Source organism: Nonomuraea mangrovi (assembly GCF_042681425.1).
GTDB classification, from domain to species: Bacteria; Actinomycetota; Actinomycetes; order Streptosporangiales; family Streptosporangiaceae; genus Nonomuraea; species Nonomuraea mangrovi.
Map to the genome: position 1 here is coordinate 38,525 of NZ_JBHUFV010000061.1, position 16,880 is coordinate 55,404.

General features: G+C 72.7%; 14 protein-coding genes. 9 read left to right on the plus strand and 5 right to left on the minus strand.

Translation table 11 applies throughout. The features are described 5' to 3' along the window. Positions 1–183: 183 nt before the first annotated feature. The 4 genes from ACFSKW_RS39040 to ACFSKW_RS39055 are packed head-to-tail and all read left to right on the plus strand — an operon-like array spanning position 184 to position 4,794. Entirely contained in the window at positions 184–1,131 is a 948-nt protein-coding gene (locus ACFSKW_RS39040; protein ID WP_379578710.1) for a cucumopine synthase-related protein, read from the plus strand. After that, the gene (locus ACFSKW_RS39045; RefSeq protein ID WP_379578712.1) at positions 1,128–2,219 is read left to right on the plus strand and encodes an NAD(P)/FAD-dependent oxidoreductase; all 1,092 of its coding nucleotides are present in this window, start codon (positions 1,128–1,130) and stop codon (positions 2,217–2,219) included. The genes ACFSKW_RS39040 and ACFSKW_RS39045 overlap by 4 nt, the downstream gene beginning before the upstream one ends. A gap of 2 nt (positions 2,220–2,221) precedes the next feature. After that, positions 2,222–3,451, plus strand: coding sequence for a cytochrome P450 family protein (locus ACFSKW_RS39050; RefSeq protein ID WP_379578714.1), 1,230 nt, complete (start codon positions 2,222–2,224; stop codon positions 3,449–3,451). Beyond that, positions 3,448–4,794 carry a class I adenylate-forming enzyme family protein gene (locus ACFSKW_RS39055; RefSeq protein WP_379578716.1) on the plus strand — a complete coding sequence of 449 codons (1,347 nt, stop codon included), beginning with the start codon at positions 3,448–3,450 and terminating at the stop codon, positions 4,792–4,794. Before ACFSKW_RS39050 ends, ACFSKW_RS39055 begins: the two co-directional genes overlap by 4 nt. A 64-nt stretch (positions 4,795–4,858) precedes the next feature. On the opposite strand, the gene ACFSKW_RS39060 is transcribed toward ACFSKW_RS39055, so the two are convergent. Continuing rightward, positions 4,859–5,437, minus strand: coding sequence for a phosphatase PAP2 family protein (locus ACFSKW_RS39060; protein ID WP_379578718.1), 579 nt, complete (start codon positions 5,435–5,437; stop codon positions 4,859–4,861). A 142-nt stretch (positions 5,438–5,579) separates the two neighbouring features. On the opposite strand from ACFSKW_RS39060, the gene ACFSKW_RS39065 reads away from it, so the two are divergent. The 3 genes from ACFSKW_RS39065 to ACFSKW_RS39075 are packed head-to-tail and all read left to right on the plus strand — an operon-like array spanning position 5,580 to position 9,543. Further along, on the plus strand, positions 5,580–5,888 hold the full coding sequence (locus ACFSKW_RS39065; RefSeq protein WP_379578719.1) for a CU044_2847 family protein: 309 nt from the start codon (positions 5,580–5,582) through the stop codon (positions 5,886–5,888). Further along, a complete protein-coding gene (locus ACFSKW_RS39070) occupies positions 5,885–8,662 on the plus strand; it encodes a trypsin-like peptidase domain-containing protein (protein ID WP_379578721.1) in 2,778 nt (925 codons plus the stop codon). Before ACFSKW_RS39065 ends, ACFSKW_RS39070 begins: the two co-directional genes overlap by 4 nt. Continuing rightward, positions 8,644–9,543 carry a helix-turn-helix transcriptional regulator gene (locus ACFSKW_RS39075; RefSeq protein WP_379578723.1) on the plus strand — a complete coding sequence of 300 codons (900 nt, stop codon included), beginning with the start codon at positions 8,644–8,646 and terminating at the stop codon, positions 9,541–9,543. The genes ACFSKW_RS39070 and ACFSKW_RS39075 overlap by 19 nt, the downstream gene beginning before the upstream one ends. On the opposite strand, the gene ACFSKW_RS39080 is transcribed toward ACFSKW_RS39075, so the two are convergent. Then, entirely contained in the window at positions 9,540–9,965 is a 426-nt protein-coding gene (locus ACFSKW_RS39080) for an ATP-binding protein (RefSeq protein ID WP_379578725.1), read from the minus strand. The genes ACFSKW_RS39075 and ACFSKW_RS39080 overlap by 4 nt on opposite strands. A 236-nt stretch (positions 9,966–10,201) precedes the next feature. Between ACFSKW_RS39080 and ACFSKW_RS39085 the strand changes: the two genes are divergently transcribed. After that, the gene (locus ACFSKW_RS39085; RefSeq protein WP_379578727.1) at positions 10,202–10,666 is read left to right on the plus strand and encodes an adenylyltransferase/cytidyltransferase family protein; all 465 of its coding nucleotides are present in this window, start codon (positions 10,202–10,204) and stop codon (positions 10,664–10,666) included. A gap of 124 nt (positions 10,667–10,790) precedes the next feature. Then, positions 10,791–11,990, plus strand: a complete 1,200-nt coding sequence (thrS, locus tag ACFSKW_RS39090) for a threonine--tRNA ligase (protein ID WP_379578729.1) — start codon at positions 10,791–10,793, stop codon at positions 11,988–11,990. Here the strand turns inward: thrS and ACFSKW_RS39095 are convergent. Genes ACFSKW_RS39095 through fxsT form a run of 3 tightly spaced genes read right to left on the minus strand, consistent with a single transcriptional unit; the run spans position 11,968 to position 16,813 of the window. Further along, positions 11,968–12,933, minus strand: a complete 966-nt coding sequence (locus ACFSKW_RS39095; RefSeq protein ID WP_379578731.1) for a magnesium transporter CorA family protein — start codon at positions 12,931–12,933, stop codon at positions 11,968–11,970. The two genes, thrS and ACFSKW_RS39095, sit on opposite strands and share 23 nt — an antisense overlap. 11 nt (positions 12,934–12,944) lie before the next feature. Continuing rightward, a complete protein-coding gene (locus ACFSKW_RS39100) occupies positions 12,945–13,658 on the minus strand; it encodes a DUF72 domain-containing protein (protein WP_379578733.1) in 714 nt (237 codons plus the stop codon). 38 nt (positions 13,659–13,696) lie between these two features. After that, positions 13,697–16,813 (minus strand): FxSxx-COOH system tetratricopeptide repeat protein, encoded by a 3,117-nt coding sequence (fxsT, locus tag ACFSKW_RS39105; protein ID WP_379578734.1) that lies wholly within the window; start codon positions 16,811–16,813, stop codon positions 13,697–13,699. Between the last annotated feature and the right edge of the window lie 67 nt (positions 16,814–16,880).

Genomic DNA, 16,880 nt, shown 5'->3' on the forward strand with positions numbered 1-16,880 from the left:
CCCGCCCCGTGCCGCCGTTCCGGTATGCGGACCCGGCGTTCCGGGACGGCCGCGCGGGCCGATGACCCAGGCGGGCGACTGTGACAAGCGGTGGGAACGGCCGCGCCTGGGGACGGTCAGCGCACCGTCAAATCGGACATTTCGGCTGTATGGCTACTAAACGTGCTGCTAGCATCACATACTGTGACTAATCCGAAACGCGTAGAAATCGGCTGGCCCGGACTAGGCATCACCGTGACCGCCGAACTCGATGAGCGCAACGCCGCTCTCGCGCAAAGCCTGTGGGACGCGCTGCCGTACCGCAGCCTGCAGGGCCACGCCCTGGTGGCGGGTCACCACCTCTACCACGTCGCCCCGGTCCACGGGCTGCTGCACCAAGCGGCCACCTACAAGGTCGACGACCGGCGCTTCGAACCCGACGGCACGATCTTCGCCTCGCGCCTGCAGCACCTCGGCATCAAGTACGGCGAGCTGACCGAGCCGATGCCCGCCACCCCGATCGGCAGGATCCTCCCCGACGACCTCGACTCGCTCGTCGAGGCGGGCCACGCGGTGTGGGAGGCGGTCTACACGACCAAGAAGCCCGTCATCGCCGAAGTACGCAGGGCGGGCGGGGCCGGCGGGCACAGCCTGCCGCGCCTGAAGGCCCGCGACCAGGAGACCGACGCGCTGATCGGCGACCTGCACGCCGAGACCGAACGGAACTGGCTGGAGCCGCCACAGGAACTCGTCGACCTGCACGAAGGCCGCATCCCCTCGGGGGCGGGCAGCTTCCAGACCGTCCTGACGACGGTGCTGTTCGTCAACGGCGAGACCCGCCCTCTGGGCTACGCCAGCTACGGCGGCCTGGTGCGCGCCGCCTACGAGAACATGTCGCTGGAGGCGCTGCGCCACATGGCGCGCCTCCTGATCGCCACCCCCGGAGAGTTCCTCGGGTACTGCGGCCTGGAGAAGGTGTGGTCCTTCACCCAGCGCGTCCTCGATCGCATCGACAGAATCGACGACCGCGACGACTTCGTCGCCCTCATGGCGCACATGGCGCTCTACGTCAACTGCCTCGGCGGTTGGAACCTGCACCTGTTCCCGTGGCAGCTGGGCGACCACCTGCGCCGTGAGAGCGCGGTCGCATGACCACCCACGCACAGGTCGTGGTCGTCGGCGGCGGGGTGATCGGACTGTCGATCGCCTACCACCTGGCGGAGGCCGGCGTCGGCACCATGCTGCTCGAACGCGACGCGCTCGGATCGGGCGCGTCGCGGGCCACGGCGGACGTCGTGCGCGCCTACTTCGCCGGCAACCCGGTGAGCTCGGCGATGGCCGTGCGGAGCCTTTCCGCCTATCGCGACTTCTCCATCCGGCCGGGCCTCGACCTGCCGCTGCGGCGCGTCGGCTATCTGGTGCTGTTCACCGAACAGCACCAGATAGCGGCCTTCGAGGCCGACCTGCCCGCCCAGCGGGCGGCGGGAGTCGACGTCGAGCTGATCGACGCCGACCAGGCCAGGCGGCTCAACCCGCTCATCAGCGGCGACCTGCCGCTGCTGGCGGCCGCCTGGTCGGCCGAGGCGTACGTCTCCGACACCGCCGCGATCGTCGACGGCTACGCGGAGGCGGCCAGGCGGGCCGGTGCGCGGCTGCTGACCGGCGTCCCCGTCACGGCCATCGACGCCGACGCGGGCAGGGTGGAGACCGCCGGCGGCGCGATCACGGCCGACGCCGTCGTGTGCGCCGCCGGCGCGTGGTCGGCCCCACTCGCCCGCTCGGCGGGAGTGGACCTGCCGCTCACCGAGCCGATCGTCCAGGAACTGCTCACGACCGATCCGCTGCCGCCCATGCCGGACATCCCGATCACCCTGCACGCCGCCAGCGGCCTGCTGGTACGAATGCGCGGCGACGGGCTGCTGATCGGCATGGGCTACCCGGGTCCCGACAGAGGCGCGTGGCGGCGGCGCGTCGCCGCCCAGCTCGCCGTCGTCTATCCGAGCCTGACGGGGTCCGGGCTGTACACGGCCGTCACCGGCGTCCGCGACGCCAGCCCCGACCGCACCGCGTTCATCGGCCACCTGCCAGGGCCGCCCGCGTTCCTGTACGCGGCGGGCTTCTCCGGCCACGGCCTGTGCAACGCGCCCGCTGCGGGCGAGCTGGTGCGCGACCTCTATCTCGGAAAGGATCCCGGGTTCGACACGACCATGCTGACCGCAAGGCCAGACCGAGTGGGGTGACCATGGACATCGAACACGCCGAATTCGTCCTCGACCCCGCCACCCCCGACGTGCACGCCGACAACGTGCGGCTGCGGGAGGCGGGACCGCTGATCCCGGTGGAGGTCGAGGGGGTGCGCGCGTGGGCGGCCACCCGCTACGCCACGCTGGCCGTCGTCCTCACCCACCCCGACCTGTCCAGGGACATCAGATACTGGGACCCGGCGGCCAAGGCCGCCGCGCCCCTCGACACCGCGGTCAGCAGGCTCGCGTTCGACACGTCCATGCTGAACGCGGAGGGTGAGGACCACCACCGGCTGCGCTCACCGGTGTCCAGGTCGTTCACCGCCCGCAGGGTGCAGGAGCTGCGTCCGAGGATCGCCGAGTTCGTCGCCCATCACATCGACCGGCTGGCGGCCATGCCGCCGGGCCCTGTCGACCTGCGGCTGGAGTTCGCCTATCCGATACCGCGCGACGTCATCTCCGAGCTGATGGGCGTCCCGCCCTCACTGCGGGACGAACTCCACGAGCTCACCGACGTGGCCGCCAGGGTCGGCGACACCCCCGACGACGTCACCGACGCCCGCAAACAGCTGTACAGGCTGCTCGACGAGATCATCGAGATGCGGCGCGAGACGCCGGGCGAGGATCTGATCACCGACCTGATCGCCGCCTCCGAGCAGGAGGGCGACGCGCGGCTCACCCGATCGGAGGTGCTGGACACGGTCGAATTGCTGTTCATCGCGGGGCACGTGACGACCGTCAACCTCATCACCAACGCCTCCCGGGTCATGCTGACGCATCCCGAGCAGCTCGCCGCGGTCCGCTCGGGGGCGTGGCCGTGGAGCGCGGTGGTCGAGGAGACCATGCGGTGGGACTCGCCGATCGCGCACTTCCCGATGCGCTACGCCGTACGGGATCTCGAGATCGAAGGGGTGCCGGTGCGCAAGGGCGAGGCCGTCATCGGCTGCTTCGCCTCGGCGGGCCGCGATCCCGACCGCTACGGGGAGCGGGCCGACCGGTTCGATGTGACCGCCCCCACGCCCAGCCACCTGTCGTTCGGGCACGGATCGCACTTCTGCCTGGGGGCGCCGCTGGCGAGGCTGGAGGGCGAGGTGGCGCTGGCCGCGCTGTTCGCGGCCTTCCCCGACATCCGGCTGGCCAACCAGGAGAACGGCTGGCGGCCGCTCGGCACCGTGCTGGGCAACAGCACCAGGCACCTGCCCGTGGTCCTCGGAAGGAGGGCGGAATGAGCCTCGGCCAGAGCGTCTTCGCGGGCGTCAGGGCGGCGGGCCCGCGTGACGTGCTGGTGTGCGGGCGGCGCCGTCTGACCGGCGACGACGTGCTGGAGATGGTGGCGGGCGCGGCGGCCGTGCTGCGGGCCCGCGGGGTACGGCGCGGCGACACGATCGCCTGCATGTCGGGCCGGCAGCCCGAGAGCACCGTCGCCAGGCTCGTGATGCTCGAGCTCGGCTGCCCCGTCGTCCACCTGCTGCCGGGACTGCCGATCGAGGCCGCGGTCAAGACCATGCGCATGCTCGGCACCACGGTCCTGCTCCACGAGCCTTGCCGGCAGGACGACGCCGAGCGGCTGCTCGACGCCTACCCCGTGCCGATCGTCTACCGGCTCGACGCGGACCTGTTCTCGACGCCGCACGGCGGCCTCGTCGGCCCGCCGAAGGTGCTGCCCGAGTCGCTGTCCGCGGTGGCGTTCACCAACGGCACCACAGGCGGCGCAAAGGCCGTCGCCTTCAGCCAGAGGGCCGAGCGGGCGCACCTGGCGGCGGCGCGGGCGACGCTCGCGCCCGAGCCGTGGCGCTTCCTCGTGGCGCCCGGCCACTACGTGCCCGACCAGCTCGTGCTGTGGACGCTGGCGACGGGCGGCACCGCGGTCCTGCTGGACGACGCCGACGTGGGCCGCGAACACGAGATGATCGCCGGGGAGGGCGTCACGCACACCCTGGCGGGCCGGCCGATCGAGCTGTACGAGCTGGCAGGCCGGATGGGACCCGTGGCGCTCGGCGAGGGACCCGGCACCCTGAGGCTGGTGCTGTACGGCGGCGCGGCCGCGGTGCCGACGCGCAGCAGGGAGGTGGTGATGGGGCTCGGACCCGTGGCACTGCAGTGCTACGGGCTCACCGAGGCCGGCTTCGTCACCACCCTGTCGCCGCTCGACCATCTGCGCCCCGACCGGGTGACCTCGGTCGGGCGGCCCCTCGAGGGCGTCGAGGTGTGCGTGCGCGACCTGGAGGGCCGCGCGCTGCGGGTCGGCCAGGTCGGCGAGGTGTGGGTGCAGTCGACCCAGATCATGAGCGGATACGTCGGCGATCCCGCGCGCACCGCCGCGACGCTGCGCGACGGCTGGGTCCGCACCGGCGACCTCGGCCACCTGAACGCCGACGGCTACCTGTTCCTCGTCGACCGCGTCGACAACAGGCCGGCCGACGGCGTCTACGCCCACCCGATCGAGCACGTCCTGACCAGCCACCCTGCCGTGGCGGACGCCGCCGTCCTCGGGGTGCCGTGTGAAGGCGGTCACGCGGTGGCCGGCACGGTGGTCAGGCGAGCCGGCGGTGCCGAGCCCGCGACCACCTGACGGTATCGAGACCCCGCGATGACGACGCCCGCCCGTCGTCATCGCGGCCTCATGTGGAGGCGCGTCACACGCCGAAGGCGGCCAGGGTGCCCCACGTGGTCGCGACGCCCACCAGCGCGCCCGCGATCACCTGGGCGGGACTGTGGTGGGCGAGGCGGACGCGGGCCCAGCACACCAGGCCCACCAGCGCGCCGCCCACCAGCGCCGTCGGAACAGGCGGGAGCACGTGGGCCAGGACCACGGCGGTTCCGGCCGACACGGCCGCGTGGAAGGAGATCTTCCAGCGCAGCGTCACCGGCACGGTGACCGCGAGGGCGGCCAGCATCGCGGTGACGGTGGCGACCAGAAGGGTGGGGGCGCCCAGCAGGACCAGCAGGACCAGCGCGACGAGCACGGCTGCCACGGCCGCCAGCAGCGGTCCCGTACGGCGGGACCTGTCGACCAGGTGGCGGGAGTCGAGCCGTCCCATGCGGACACCGACGGCGATGACGGTGGCGGGCACGCCGCCGCAGAGGGCGGAGGCGAGCAGCCCCCAGGCGGCGCCGCTCCAGCCCTGGGCGATCAGCCCGACGGCGGGAGGCATGGCGATCACCAGCACCTGGGGGGCGAACGCCTCGGTCACCCAACCGGCCATCCTGGTCATCACCCGCGCGTACCCCCGTCTCGGTTCATGGTCATCCAACCTGTCACGAGCCGGACGGTGGAGGCAATCAGAGCACCGGCCCCGTCCTTCCGTGCGGAGTTCGACCTGGCGCCCGGACGGCGTTTGGGCCACAGTTGATCTCGTGCGAGACAGAATGCCGATCTCCCTTGGCGAGGGAGTGGAGATGTACGTCGAGGTCACCGGGGACGGCGCGGAGCGCGAGATCGCCGGTCGCCGCACCGCCGCCTCCCTCCAGGACGTGACCGACGCCCTCACCCGTTTCTCCTCCTCGCTGACGGAGTCGCTGAAGAAGAGCGGCGCGTCGCGCTTCTCCGTGGAGTTCGGCTGCGAGGTGGCCGCGGAGACCGGCAGTCTGGTGGCGGTGCTCGGCAAGGGCAGCGCGACCTCCTCCATCAAGGTGACGCTCGAATGGGAGGAGCCCGCCACGTGAGGGCGCGGCTCGCGGCCGCGACTCGCTCGGTCTGCGTGGCGCTGGAGTCGGGCGACCTGGTCGGCTCGGGAGTGTTCGTGGGGCCCGGCGAGGTCCTGACCTGCGCGCACGTCGTGAGTGACCCCGATGACCCCGTCACGGGGCGCTGGAACGAGCGGGAGCTCTCCCTCCGGGTGGCCGAGTGGCTGCCCGATCTCGATCTGGCGCTGTTGCGCTGCGACGGCGAGGTGGCGGACCTGTGGGCGGGGCTGTCGGCCGAGGCCGAGCCCGGCGACGAGCTGTGGGCGTTCGGCTTCCCTGGCGGCCCCTACCGCTCGGGCGATTCGGTCTCCTTCCGTTACGACGGCCCCTCACGCCTGCGCGGCAGGGACGACCTGCTGAGGGTGACGCACGGACGCGCCATGGAGGGCTTCAGCGGCGCGCCCGTGCTGAACTGGCGCACGGGCGGGGTGTGCGGCCTGCTGCGCCGCTCCGACCAACCCGCGGGCGGGCCTCCAGGCGCCAGGCTCGTGCCCGTCCCCGTGATCAGGAGCGCGCTGCCGTCGCTGTCGACCGCGCCCGGCTGGCTCGGCCTGCTGGACGACGAGCAGATCGGCGCCGGCGGCTGGCAGGCGCTCGGCCCGAGGGTGCGCTCGTATCTGGCCGCCGCGCGCACGGAGGCGGGCCGCCATCCGTACGGCCTGGGCGTCGCGTTCGCGCCCCGCCTCGACACCGTCTACGTCAGCCAGCAGGCCGACGCGCTGGCGGCCACGGGCCCGGCCCGCCACCTCGACGCGGCGTCCCTGGTCGACGAGTACGGCGGCGGCCTCGTGGTCGGCGGGCCAGGTGCCGGCAAGTCGAGTCTGCTCAGGCACCTGCTGGCACTGGCGGCCGACGACCGGCGGGTACCCGTGCTCGTCCCCGCGGCGGCGCTGGCCGGCGACCTGCCGCTGCCGAGGGCCCTGGCCGAAGGCGTCTACGCGACGCTCGGATCCAGCGTGGACGATCTCGACCTGGCGGAGCTCCTGGCCCGGCATGCCGCGCCAGGCGTGCCGTGGCTGGTGCTGGTCGACGGCGTGGACGAGCTCCAGGGGCAGGAGGCGCGGGCGCGGGTGCTGCGCGCCGTGGCGAGGTGGTGGCGCGACGACCGCTACAGGTTCGTGGTCACCAGCCGCCCGCTGCCCCAGGCCGAGCTGTCCGTCCTGTACGGCGAGCGCTTCCCCGTCGTGGAGATCCAGCCCCTCGCCGACGCCCAGCTCCCCGTCCTGGCCACGCGCTGGTTCACCGCGCTGGGCCTGGACGACGTGCCCGCCATGGTCGAGCGCTTCATGACGCGGCTGTCGCTCGGTCCGCTGGCCCGCGTCCCGCTCATCGCCACCATGATCTGCCTGGTGTTCGCCGAGTCCCCCGGCAACCCGCTGCCGCCCACCAGGGCCGAGCTGTACGAGCGGTTCGTGGGGATCCTGCTGGGCAAGGCGGGCAGGGAAGGCGACAGGCGGCTGCTGACGGACGTCGCCCTCAAGGTGATCACCGAGGACGCCGACCCCGGTGACCTGGCGCCCGCCGAGATGCTGCGCCGCAGCGGTCTCATGGTGGAGCGCTCCGGCGGCTTCGCGTTCGCGCACAGGACGATCGCCGAGTACCTGGCCGCCTGCCGGCTGGCCGAGCGGCGGCCGGGCCGGTTGGCCCGCTGGCGGATCATGCTCGGCGCGGGCAGGCAGAACTCGCTGGACCTGTTCATGGCGGCGTTGCTCAAGGACAGGGGTGTCGACCTGACCGAGCCCGTCCCGCACAGGTTCCTGCTGCCCCGCCTGGCCCACGCCAGGCTGGTGGCGGCGCTGGCCCGCGAGGGCGTCGCCGTCCGCGGCGGGACGCTGGAGGCGGCCGAGCGGACGCTGCGTGAGGTCGTCGAAGGCCGCCTCCAGGCGGTGCCGGAGGCGCTGAGGGAGTTCGGCTGGGAATGGGCCGACGACAGTGTCCTGGCCGCCACCTCACTGGCGTTGCTGAACAGGTCCGCGGGCCTGGAGGCGCTCGCCCGGCTCGCCGCCGACCCCGAGGTGGGCGGCTTCACGATCCACGACGCGGGCGGGCACATGGCCGAGCTGCTCGACGTGGCGCCCGAGGAGGGGCGGGCGCTGCTGGGCAGGCAGGCGGCCGACCCGGCGAACAGGAGCCACGACCGGCTGGGCATCGCGCGCTTCCTCGGGCAGCCCGAACTGCTGCGGGCGCTCAGCGCCGATCCGAGCATGGACGACGACGACCGCCTCGCCTGCGCGAGAGATCTGGACGAGGCCGACCTGTACGCGGCGCTGCTGGAGGACGGCACGGTCGGGGTGACATGGCGCAGAGCCGCGTTCGAGCGGCTCAAGGAGCTGCGGCCCGGCACCCCCGACCCGTTTCCTCCCGCGCCGGACCAGGCGTGGGAGCGCATGGCGCACGTGGCCCGCGCCAAGGATCCCGAGCAGGCGTGGGCGGCGCTTCGGGATCCGCGGGTGCCCGCCCTGCCCAGGGTCTTCGCCTGCCTCCTGCTGCAGGACTGGTGCCCCGAGGACGGCAGGGCGGCGCTGGACGAGCTGGCCAACGATCCCACGCTCGGCGGCTTCCACCGCGTCTTCTGGGGGCAGGACCAGGCGCGGCTGGCCGCCGACCCCGGCCTCGGCCGGCAGTGGCGGGTCTTCGCCGCCGAGCAGCTGGGCGACCCCGCGCTGCTGTCGCGGCTGGCCGCCGACCCGACCTTGGACAGCCGGCATCGGCGGCGATGCGACATGATGGCGCGGTGGATCAGATCACGCTGAGCGCCTGCGCCGAGGTCGGGTTCCAGGTGGCGGGCCGTAAGGGCGCGCATGGCGCGATGCGGGCGCTACGCCGGGTGATCCCGCTGGACGCCTACGAGTTCGTCGCCTTCGACCCGGTCACGGGACGGCACCGCAGCCTGGTCTCCGACGGGCTGAGCGGCGTCCCCGTCATCAGGGAACGGCGGGGCGGGGGGAGCGAGCCGTACCCGATGGACCCCGCGCAGCTGGCCTCCTACGGCTGGCGGCAGGGGCTGACCACGCCGCTGCTGCTGGCCGAGGGCCGCTACACGGGGTTGTTGCACCTGTCGGCGCCCGGCTTCCCCGAGCACGCGCGGACGGTCATGGCGGCGCTGTCGCCGACGCTGGCCCACGTCACCGACCTGACGCGGTGCGTGATCGACCCCGTCGGGCTGCCGAGCGGCTTCGCCGCCGTGGCCTTCGACCGCGGCGGCGTGGTGCGCGACGTGGCGGGCGCGGCCAGGTCGGACGTGGTGGCCGCCGACCCGGCCATCGCCGCCCACGCCCGGGCCTTCCTCGACTCTCGGGAGCTGAGCAGGCACGGCCTCTGGCAGGACTCGGGCGGCCAGTGGCGGGAGGTGCGGATGCTGCGCGCGGGCGTCGGCTCGCACGGCGAGCTTCAGGGGGTGGTGGTGGCCGAGCGGGCCTGCTGCCTGCCCTACGAGCTGACAGGGCGGGAGGTGCAGGTGCTGACCAGGGTGGCGGCGGGCGACTCCAACCCGCAGATCGCCGCCGCCCTCGTGCTGAGCGTCCGCACGGTCACCACCCACCTGGAGCACATCTTCGCCAAGCTGGGCTGCGACAGCCGTACCAGGGTCACCACCAAGGCCCTCGCGGAGGGCCTGTGCGTGATCGACCTCTAGACGCCCGCCGCCGCCCAGCCCGCGGGCACGGTGACGAGCAGCAGTTCGAACCAGACGGTGTTGACGCCGTTCTCCCTGGTGTAGCCCCAGCGGTGGCTGAGCGCCTCCAGCAACGGCAGGCCCCGCCCGTTCTGCGCGGTCGGGGAGGCGGTACGGCAGGCGCACGGCGGCCCTTCGGACCCGCCGTCCTTGACGCACACGCGCACCCTCGTCCCGGTGGACAGCACGGTCAGGGTGAAGGTGCCGCCGTCACGCGAGGCGGAGTGCACGACGGCGTTGGTGACCAGCTCGCTGGTCAGCAGCACGCTGTCGTCGTGCAGCGGATGTCCGGATCCGAGGGCGGTGGTCACCAGGCGGCGGGCCGTGGCGACCTGGTCGGGTGCTCCTGGCAGGGTCCAACTGTCGTACTCCGGCGGTTCCACGGCGACCTCCCCGACTGCGGCGACCTTGTAAGGACGCGGCGCCCCGCGGGCAGGAGGCGTCACGAAAAGGTAGGAATGCTCTTGCTGGGCGGAACCGGATCAGGTCCGGCGCCATCACGCTCCGGCCTGGCCGTCGTCGATCCGCGCTTCCTCCTCACCGGCGGGCGGGTCGTCAACCGGGGCGGCCGACCGAGTACGCTGCGATCGGATGAGGCGACTGGAAGGGGAACCTGGGCGTGAGCAGCCTGGAGGCCGTCTGGGTGCAGCCGTACGAGCAGCCTGGCGCAGCGGTCGTGACGGGTGTCTTCGACATCCTGCACGTGGGCCACGTCCGCTACCTGCGGTCGGTGGCCGAACGCGGCCTGCCGCTGGTCGTCGGCGTGGAGGACGATCCGCGCGTGCGCGCGTGGAAGGGCCCGAGCAGGCCGCTGAACCCTGCCGCCGAGCGGGCCGAGGTGCTGGCGGAGTTGCGCTCGGTGTCGGGGGTGTTCATCGTGACCGGCCCGCCGGAGGCGCACGGCCCCGAGGACTACATCGACCTGCTGGCCCCGATGCAGCCCGGCGCGCTCGCGCACACGGCGGGCGATCCGCACGCGGGCGGCAGGTGCGCGGCCGCGGCGCTCCTGGGCGCGCGCTGCTGGGAGCTGGAGATGATCCCCGGCCGTTCGACGACCAGGATCGTCAACGCTGGGCTAGGATGACCCCCATGCAGCGCGCCATCGTCACGACGACGCCGGACCCGTTCCCGGCGCGCTGATTCCATGCTCCCCGGGCGAACGCCCGGGGATCGCTGGTCGTTCGCCCTCGTTTTCCGAAGGGTTCATCATGAACGACCATCGAAGGCTCGGCCGCGAGCTCGACCTCTTCGACACCCACCCGCTGATCGGCTCGGGACTGCCGTTCTGGCTGCCCGCGGGCGCCGCCGTGCGCAGGGCTGTCGAGGACTACGTGCACGAGCTCGAACGCCGCAACGGCTACCAGCACGTCAACTCGCCCGTGCTCGGCAAGCGCGAGCTCTACGAGAGATCGGGGCACTGGGCGCACTACAGCGACGACATGTTCCCCGCGATGGAGGTCGGCGGCGAGCAGTTCGTGCTGCGGCCCAGCCTGTGCCCGCACCACGCGCTGATGTTCGCCGCCAGGCCGCGAAGCCACAGGGATCTTCCGCTGCGCCTGGCCGAGCTCGGCGGCATGTACAGGGGCGAGCTGTCGGGCGTGCTGGGCGGACTGTCGAGGGTGCGGGCCATCCAGCTCAACGACGGCCACGTGTTCTGCCCGCTGGACGCCGCCGCCGCCGAGGTGTCGGCCGCGCTCGACCTGATCGAGGCCGCCCACGGGCAGCTCGGCGTCGTGCCCGCCCGCTACCGCCTCTCGCTCAGGGGCGACGGCGCCAAGTACGTCGACGACCCCGCCATGTGGAGCAGCGCCGAGGCCATCCTGCGGGAGGCGCTGCGTGCCCGGGGCCGCGCCTTCGACGAGGAGCGCGGCGAGGGCTCGTTCTACGGCCCGAAGATCGACATTCAGGTGGTCGATCCTCAGGGGCGCGAGAGCACCCTGTCGACCGTCCAGGTCGATCTGTTCCAGCCCGGCCGCTTCGATCTGTCCTACATCGGCCCCGACCAGGCGCTCCACCGGCCCGTGATGGTGCACAGGAGCCTGGTCGGCAGCCTCGAACGCCTGATGGCGCACCTCGTGGAGATCCACGGCGGCGCCTTCCCCGCCTGGTTCGCGCCCGTCCAGGCGGTGGTGCTGCCCGTCACCGACGCCGAGGTCCCCGCGGCCGAGGAGCTGGTACGGCGCGGCGTGGCAGCGGGTCTGCGCGCGTCGATGGCGGCGCCCGACCACGGCACCCTGGGGGCGCGCATCAGGTCGCACAGGCTGGTGCCCTACCAGCTGGTGGTCGGCCCCGCCGAGGCGGGGCTGGGCGAGGCGGCGCTGCGGCTGCGCGACGGCAGCAGGCAGGAGGCCAGGCCGATCGCGCAGTTGCTGGCCTGGATGGCGGCTAGAGCCAGCCCCGCTTTTTGAACGCCACGTAGAGCACCCCCGACGCGATCACGATGATGATCGTCGAACTCCAGAACCCGCTGCCCGACCCGAACCCCGGGTACGGCACGTTCTGGCCGTAGTAGCCGGTGATCATGGTGGGCACCGCGATGATCGCCGCCCAGCTGGTGAGCTTCTTCATGATCTCGTTGAGCCTGAACCCCTGCTGTGACATGTGGGTCTCACGGAGGTTGCTCATGAGTTCACGCAGGTTCTCGGTCCACTCGGCCACGCGCAGCACGTGGTCGTAGAGGTCCTGGTAGTACGGCGCCATCTCCGGCGTGGCCAGCAGCTGGTCACGCCGGAACAGCGTGTTGACCACCTCGCGCATGGGCGCGGCCACCTTGCGCAGCCCCGCCATGTTCTTGCGCAGGGTGAACATCCTCCTGGCGTCCTCCCTGGTCATCGGGCGCTCCTCGAACAGCTGCTCCTCCAGCTTCTCGACCTGCTCGTCGAAGTGCTCGACCAGCTCGAAGTGCGCGTCGACGACGTAGTCGAGCAGGCCGTGGAGCAGGAAGGAGACCCCGTTCTTCGCCAGGGCGCCGGCGGCGTCCCATCGGGCGGTCACCTTGCCGATGTCGAAGTGCTCGCTCTCGCGCACGGTCACCAGGGCGTTGCGGGTGGCGAAGGCGTCGACCTCGACGGAGTGGAGCCTGCCGTCCTCCAGGTGCAGCCAGTAGGAGGTGATGAACAGGTGGCTGTCGTAGACGTCGACCTTGGGCCGCTGGTGCTCCTGGAAGACGTCCTCCACCGCCAGCGTGTGCAGCCCCAGTTCCTCGGCGACGCTCTCCAGGTCGGCGGCGGTGGGCGCGCACAGGTCGAACCAGACGACGTTGCCGGGGTCGGAGACGTGGTCGGAGACCTCCGCGACGGGAAAGCCCTCCGACACGAGGACGCCGTCGCGATAAAGGCGGGTTCGCACCATGACCGTCCACCTTAGACGAGCTCGGCGAACCGCGCGGCGTTGCGGACGGCGGCACCTCCTGGATCGTTGTTGAAGTAGACGTAGGCCTCCCGCCATCCGGCCTCGTGCACGCGTCGCGCCCATGTTCGGAGCGCGGCCTCGCCGTACGCGGGCCTGGGGGTGGCCCTGCCCTCGTGCAGCCTGACGTAGCCCCACCTCGCGGTCCGCCACGGCGGGTTCAGCACCCTGCTCTCCCTGTCGGCCCAGCACAGCGCCGCCTCGCGGGCCTCCAGCACGCTCCTGACCTCGTCGGTCCACCACGAGGGATGCCTGAACTCCACCGCCACCCGCACCCTGCGCGGGAAGCAGGCCAGGCAGCGGTCGAGCTTGCCGGGGTCGGCCTTGAGCGTGGGCGGCAGCTGCAGCAGGATCGGGCCGAGCTTGCCCTTCAGGCCCTCGACCGCGCCCATCAGCCGTTCGACCGGCTCCTCGGGGTCGGTCAGCCGCTTGATGTGGGTGAGGTACCTGCTGGCCTTGACCGCCATCACGAACCCGTCGGGTGTGCGCTCGGCCCACTCCTCGAACGTCCGCGTGGACGGCAGGCGGTAGAAGGCGTTGTTGCTCTCGACCGTGCGGAAGTGTTGCGTGTAGGTCTCCAGCCACAGCCGCTGCGGCACCTTCTCCGGGTACAGCACGCCCCGCCAGTCGCGGTACTGCCAGCCGGAGGTCCCCACGAGCGTCTCCATGCCGGGCCTCTACCCCTGCCGCGGCAAGCCAGGCGGCCTCAGCCGGATCCGGCGGGCAGCGACGGCGAGCCTCCGCCGCTCTGGAGGGCGTCGGGGCCGTAGGCGGCGGACAGGATCCTCTCCGCGCGCGTACGGCACTCGGCCGCGGCGGCCAGGTCGTCGAGGTGCTCGTGGACGGCGGCCAGGTCGAGCAGGGCGCGCCCCACGTCGGGATGGCCGGGGCCGAGCGCCCGCTCGGTGCCGGACACGGCCCGTTCGAGCAGTTCCCTCGCCTCCACCACGCGGCCGCCGAGGAGCCTGGCCACGCCGAGCCTGCGCGCGCCCAGCTGGGCGTGCGGGTGGTCGGGGCCGAAGACCGAGGAGAAGACGCTCATGGCCCGTTCCTGGTGCGCCTGGGCCATGTCGTGGTCGCCGATGTCCTGGTAGACCAGGCCGAGGTTGGTGAGCGGCATGCCGACCTCGCCGTGGACGGGGCCGTAGCAGGCCTCGAGGATGGCGAGCGCGCGCTCGTGGCTCATCCTCGCCTCGTCGAAGCGGCCCACCAGGCGCAGCGCGTAACCGAGCTTGTCGAGGGTGTGGGCCACCTCGGGGTGCTCCTCGCCGTAGACGCCGGCCAGCAGCGCCAGCGCCTGCTCCTGCAGCTTGATGGCCTCCTCGGCGCGGCCGGCGTCCTGCAGCACCAGGCCCAGGCCCGACAGCGCGTGGGCGACGTCGGGGTGGCCGGGGTCGAGCAGGCTGCGGGAGGCGGTCAGCGACCTGGTCAGCCACTGCTGGGCGGCGGCCAGGTCACCGGCGAGCCACGCGGCGAAGCCCAGGTCGCGGCCGATCCTGGCCAGCTCCCTGCCGTCGGCGTCGTCGCGGGCGGCCAGGATGCCGTGGCCGCGTTCCAGCGTCTGCCTGGCCTCGGGCAGCCTCCGCTGGCAGACCAGCACGTCGCCGAGGCGTTTCAGCACGTAGGCGACGCCCGGATGCTCGGGGCCGAAGGCGCCCTCGGCGAGTGTGAGCGCCTGCTCCTGCGCGGTCCTCGCGCCCTCCAGGTCGCCGACCACCTCCAGCAGCTTGCCCTGCTCGGTCAGCACGGCCGCGAGATCGGAGTCGGAGCCGCCCGCGCGTCGCAGCAGCGTCAGCGAGGTCTCGAACAGCCACGCCGCCCTGTCGAAGGCCGCGCGTGTGGTCAGGTAGCGGCCCGCGCCGCACAGCAACTGGGGAAGGGCGGGCGGCACGGTGTCGAGGTTGTCCGACTGCCCCGCCAGGTGGATCAGACCGGGCAGCACCTCGTCCCAGTGCGGCCAGTTCGTCGGGTTCTCCGGATCGGCCGGCGCCGTGGCCTCGACCAGGTGGACGCCGCGCAGCAGCCACTCCTGCCGGCCCTCCCGCGACAGCGTGGCCATGGCGGCGACGCTGACCATCTTGTGCATCCGCAGCCGTCCCCTGTCGCGGTCGACGAGGGAGTGGCGCAGCAGGTGGGCGATGGCGTCCTGCAGGCCGACCTCGTCGGCGACGGCCGCCTCCAGGGCGGGCGGCAGCACCCCGGCCAGGCCGCGCAGCAGCCGCAGCGACAGGCCGTCGCCGCCGAGGCACGCGCACAGGTAGAGCAGCTCGGTGGCCGAGGCCGAGGCGGCCCGCACGCGCTCGAAGGCGAGCTGCCAGGCGGTGGAGAAGGTCTGGTCGCGCTCCCCCGCCCTGCTCAGCAGCTTGTCGGCCCTGCGCCGGAACAGGTCGGCGTACTCCTCGAAGGTCATGCCGGTCTGCTCGCTGTAGGCGGCGGCCTGCTCCAGGGCGAACGGCAGGTCTCCGAGCTGGTCGGCCAGTTCGGGCGCGCCCGAGGAACGCCCGGGCAGGCCGAGGCGCCGCTCGAGGAAGGCGACCGACTCCTCCCTGGAGAACGGGTCGATCCGCAGCGGCACGGCGTGCAGCCCCCACGCCGGGTTGCGCGAGGTGATGATCACGTGGCCCTCGCCGCCGTCGGGCAGCAGCCGTTCGAGGAGGGAGGCGTCCTCGACGTCGTCGAGGACGATCAGCCACCTGCCCATGCCCGCCAGCCTGTCGCGCAGCGCGGTGACCAGCTCGCCCCTGTCGGCGCGCTCGCGGACGCCCAGGCGCAGCGCGAGGTCCTCCATGGCGCCGGCCAGAGCGAGCGGCTCGGCGGCCGAAGCGCGCCACGTCACGTCGTAGTCGGCGGCGTTCCTGTGGGCGTACTCCACGGCCGCCTGGGTCTTGCCGACGCCGGCCAGGCCGTACAGGGCGACGGCGCGGCTGGAGGCCAGCGCGCGGCCGAGCTCGGCCAGCAGGTCCTCACGCCCGGAGAAGACGCGGTTGCGGGCGGGCAGGTTGGAGACGCGGCGCGGGGCGGACGGCCTGGCCGACCGGGAGGGGGCCGCGCCCTGCGTGTGGGCGGGAGCGGTCAGCGAAGGGTCGTGGGTGAGGACGGCCTGGTGCAGCGCCTGCAGGGTGGGAGCGGGGTCGACACCGAGTTCGTCGGCCAGGACCCTGCGCACGCGCTCGTAGACGTTCAGCGCCTCACCCTGCCGCCCGCACCGGTAGAGCGCGGTCATCAGCTGGGCGGCGGAGCGTTCCCTGAGCGGATGGCGGGCCACGCGCTGCTCGAGCCTGGGCAGCACCTCGGCGTGACGGCCGAGCGCCAGTTCGGCGTCGGTGCGGCCCTCCTCGGCCGCGTAACGCAGCTCCTCCAGCCTGATCGCGTCGAACTGCGCCCACGGGTCGGCGCCGAAGTCGGCCAGCGCGGGGCCGCGCCATAACGCCAGCGCGCTGTCGAGCACGGTGACGGCCTCGCTCCAGTCCTGTTTGGCCAGCTCGTCCCTGCCGCGCGTCACCAGGCTCTCGAAGCGGTGCGCGTCGACCCGCTCGGGGTCGATCACCAGACGGTAGCCGGGCCCGTGCGACTGCAGCAGCGCGGTGCCGCCCAGCGTCCTGCGCAACCTGGAGACGTGGGCGTGCAGGGTGTTGGTGGCGCTGCGCGGCGGACGACCAGCCCACACCTGGTCGATCAGCTGGTCGGCGCTGAGCACGTCACCGTGGTGGAGCAGCAGCACCGCGAGGATGGCCGCGCGCTGGTGACCGCCGAGCGCAGCAGGGACGCCGTCGACCAAGACCTCGAGCGTGCCGAGAATCCCGATCTCCACGCGGGCTTCCATGCTGCGCTTCCCTTCTGAATGCTTGCAAGCGACTGTAACGCGTCACACATTGGGCTGAAACCAAACG

Excerpts from the sequence above, each read along its gene's own strand:
- ACFSKW_RS39045 (WP_379578712.1), top strand. The coding sequence starts at position 1,128 with ATGACCACCCACGCACAGGTCGTGGTCGTCGGCGGCGGGGTGATCGGA.
- ACFSKW_RS39050 (WP_379578714.1), top strand. The coding sequence starts at position 2,222 with ATGGACATCGAACACGCCGAATTCGTCCTCGACCCCGCCACCCCCGAC.
- ACFSKW_RS39055 (WP_379578716.1), top strand. The coding sequence starts at position 3,448 with ATGAGCCTCGGCCAGAGCGTCTTCGCGGGCGTCAGGGCGGCGGGCCCG.
- ACFSKW_RS39060 (WP_379578718.1), bottom strand. The coding sequence starts at position 5,437 with ATGACCAGGATGGCCGGTTGGGTGACCGAGGCGTTCGCCCCCCAGGTG.
- thrS (WP_379578729.1), top strand. The coding sequence starts at position 10,791 with ATGAACGACCATCGAAGGCTCGGCCGCGAGCTCGACCTCTTCGACACC.
- ACFSKW_RS39095 (WP_379578731.1), bottom strand. The coding sequence starts at position 12,933 with ATGGTGCGAACCCGCCTTTATCGCGACGGCGTCCTCGTGTCGGAGGGC.
- ACFSKW_RS39100 (WP_379578733.1), bottom strand. The coding sequence starts at position 13,658 with ATGGAGACGCTCGTGGGGACCTCCGGCTGGCAGTACCGCGACTGGCGG.
- fxsT (WP_379578734.1), bottom strand. The coding sequence starts at position 16,813 with ATGGAAGCCCGCGTGGAGATCGGGATTCTCGGCACGCTCGAGGTCTTG.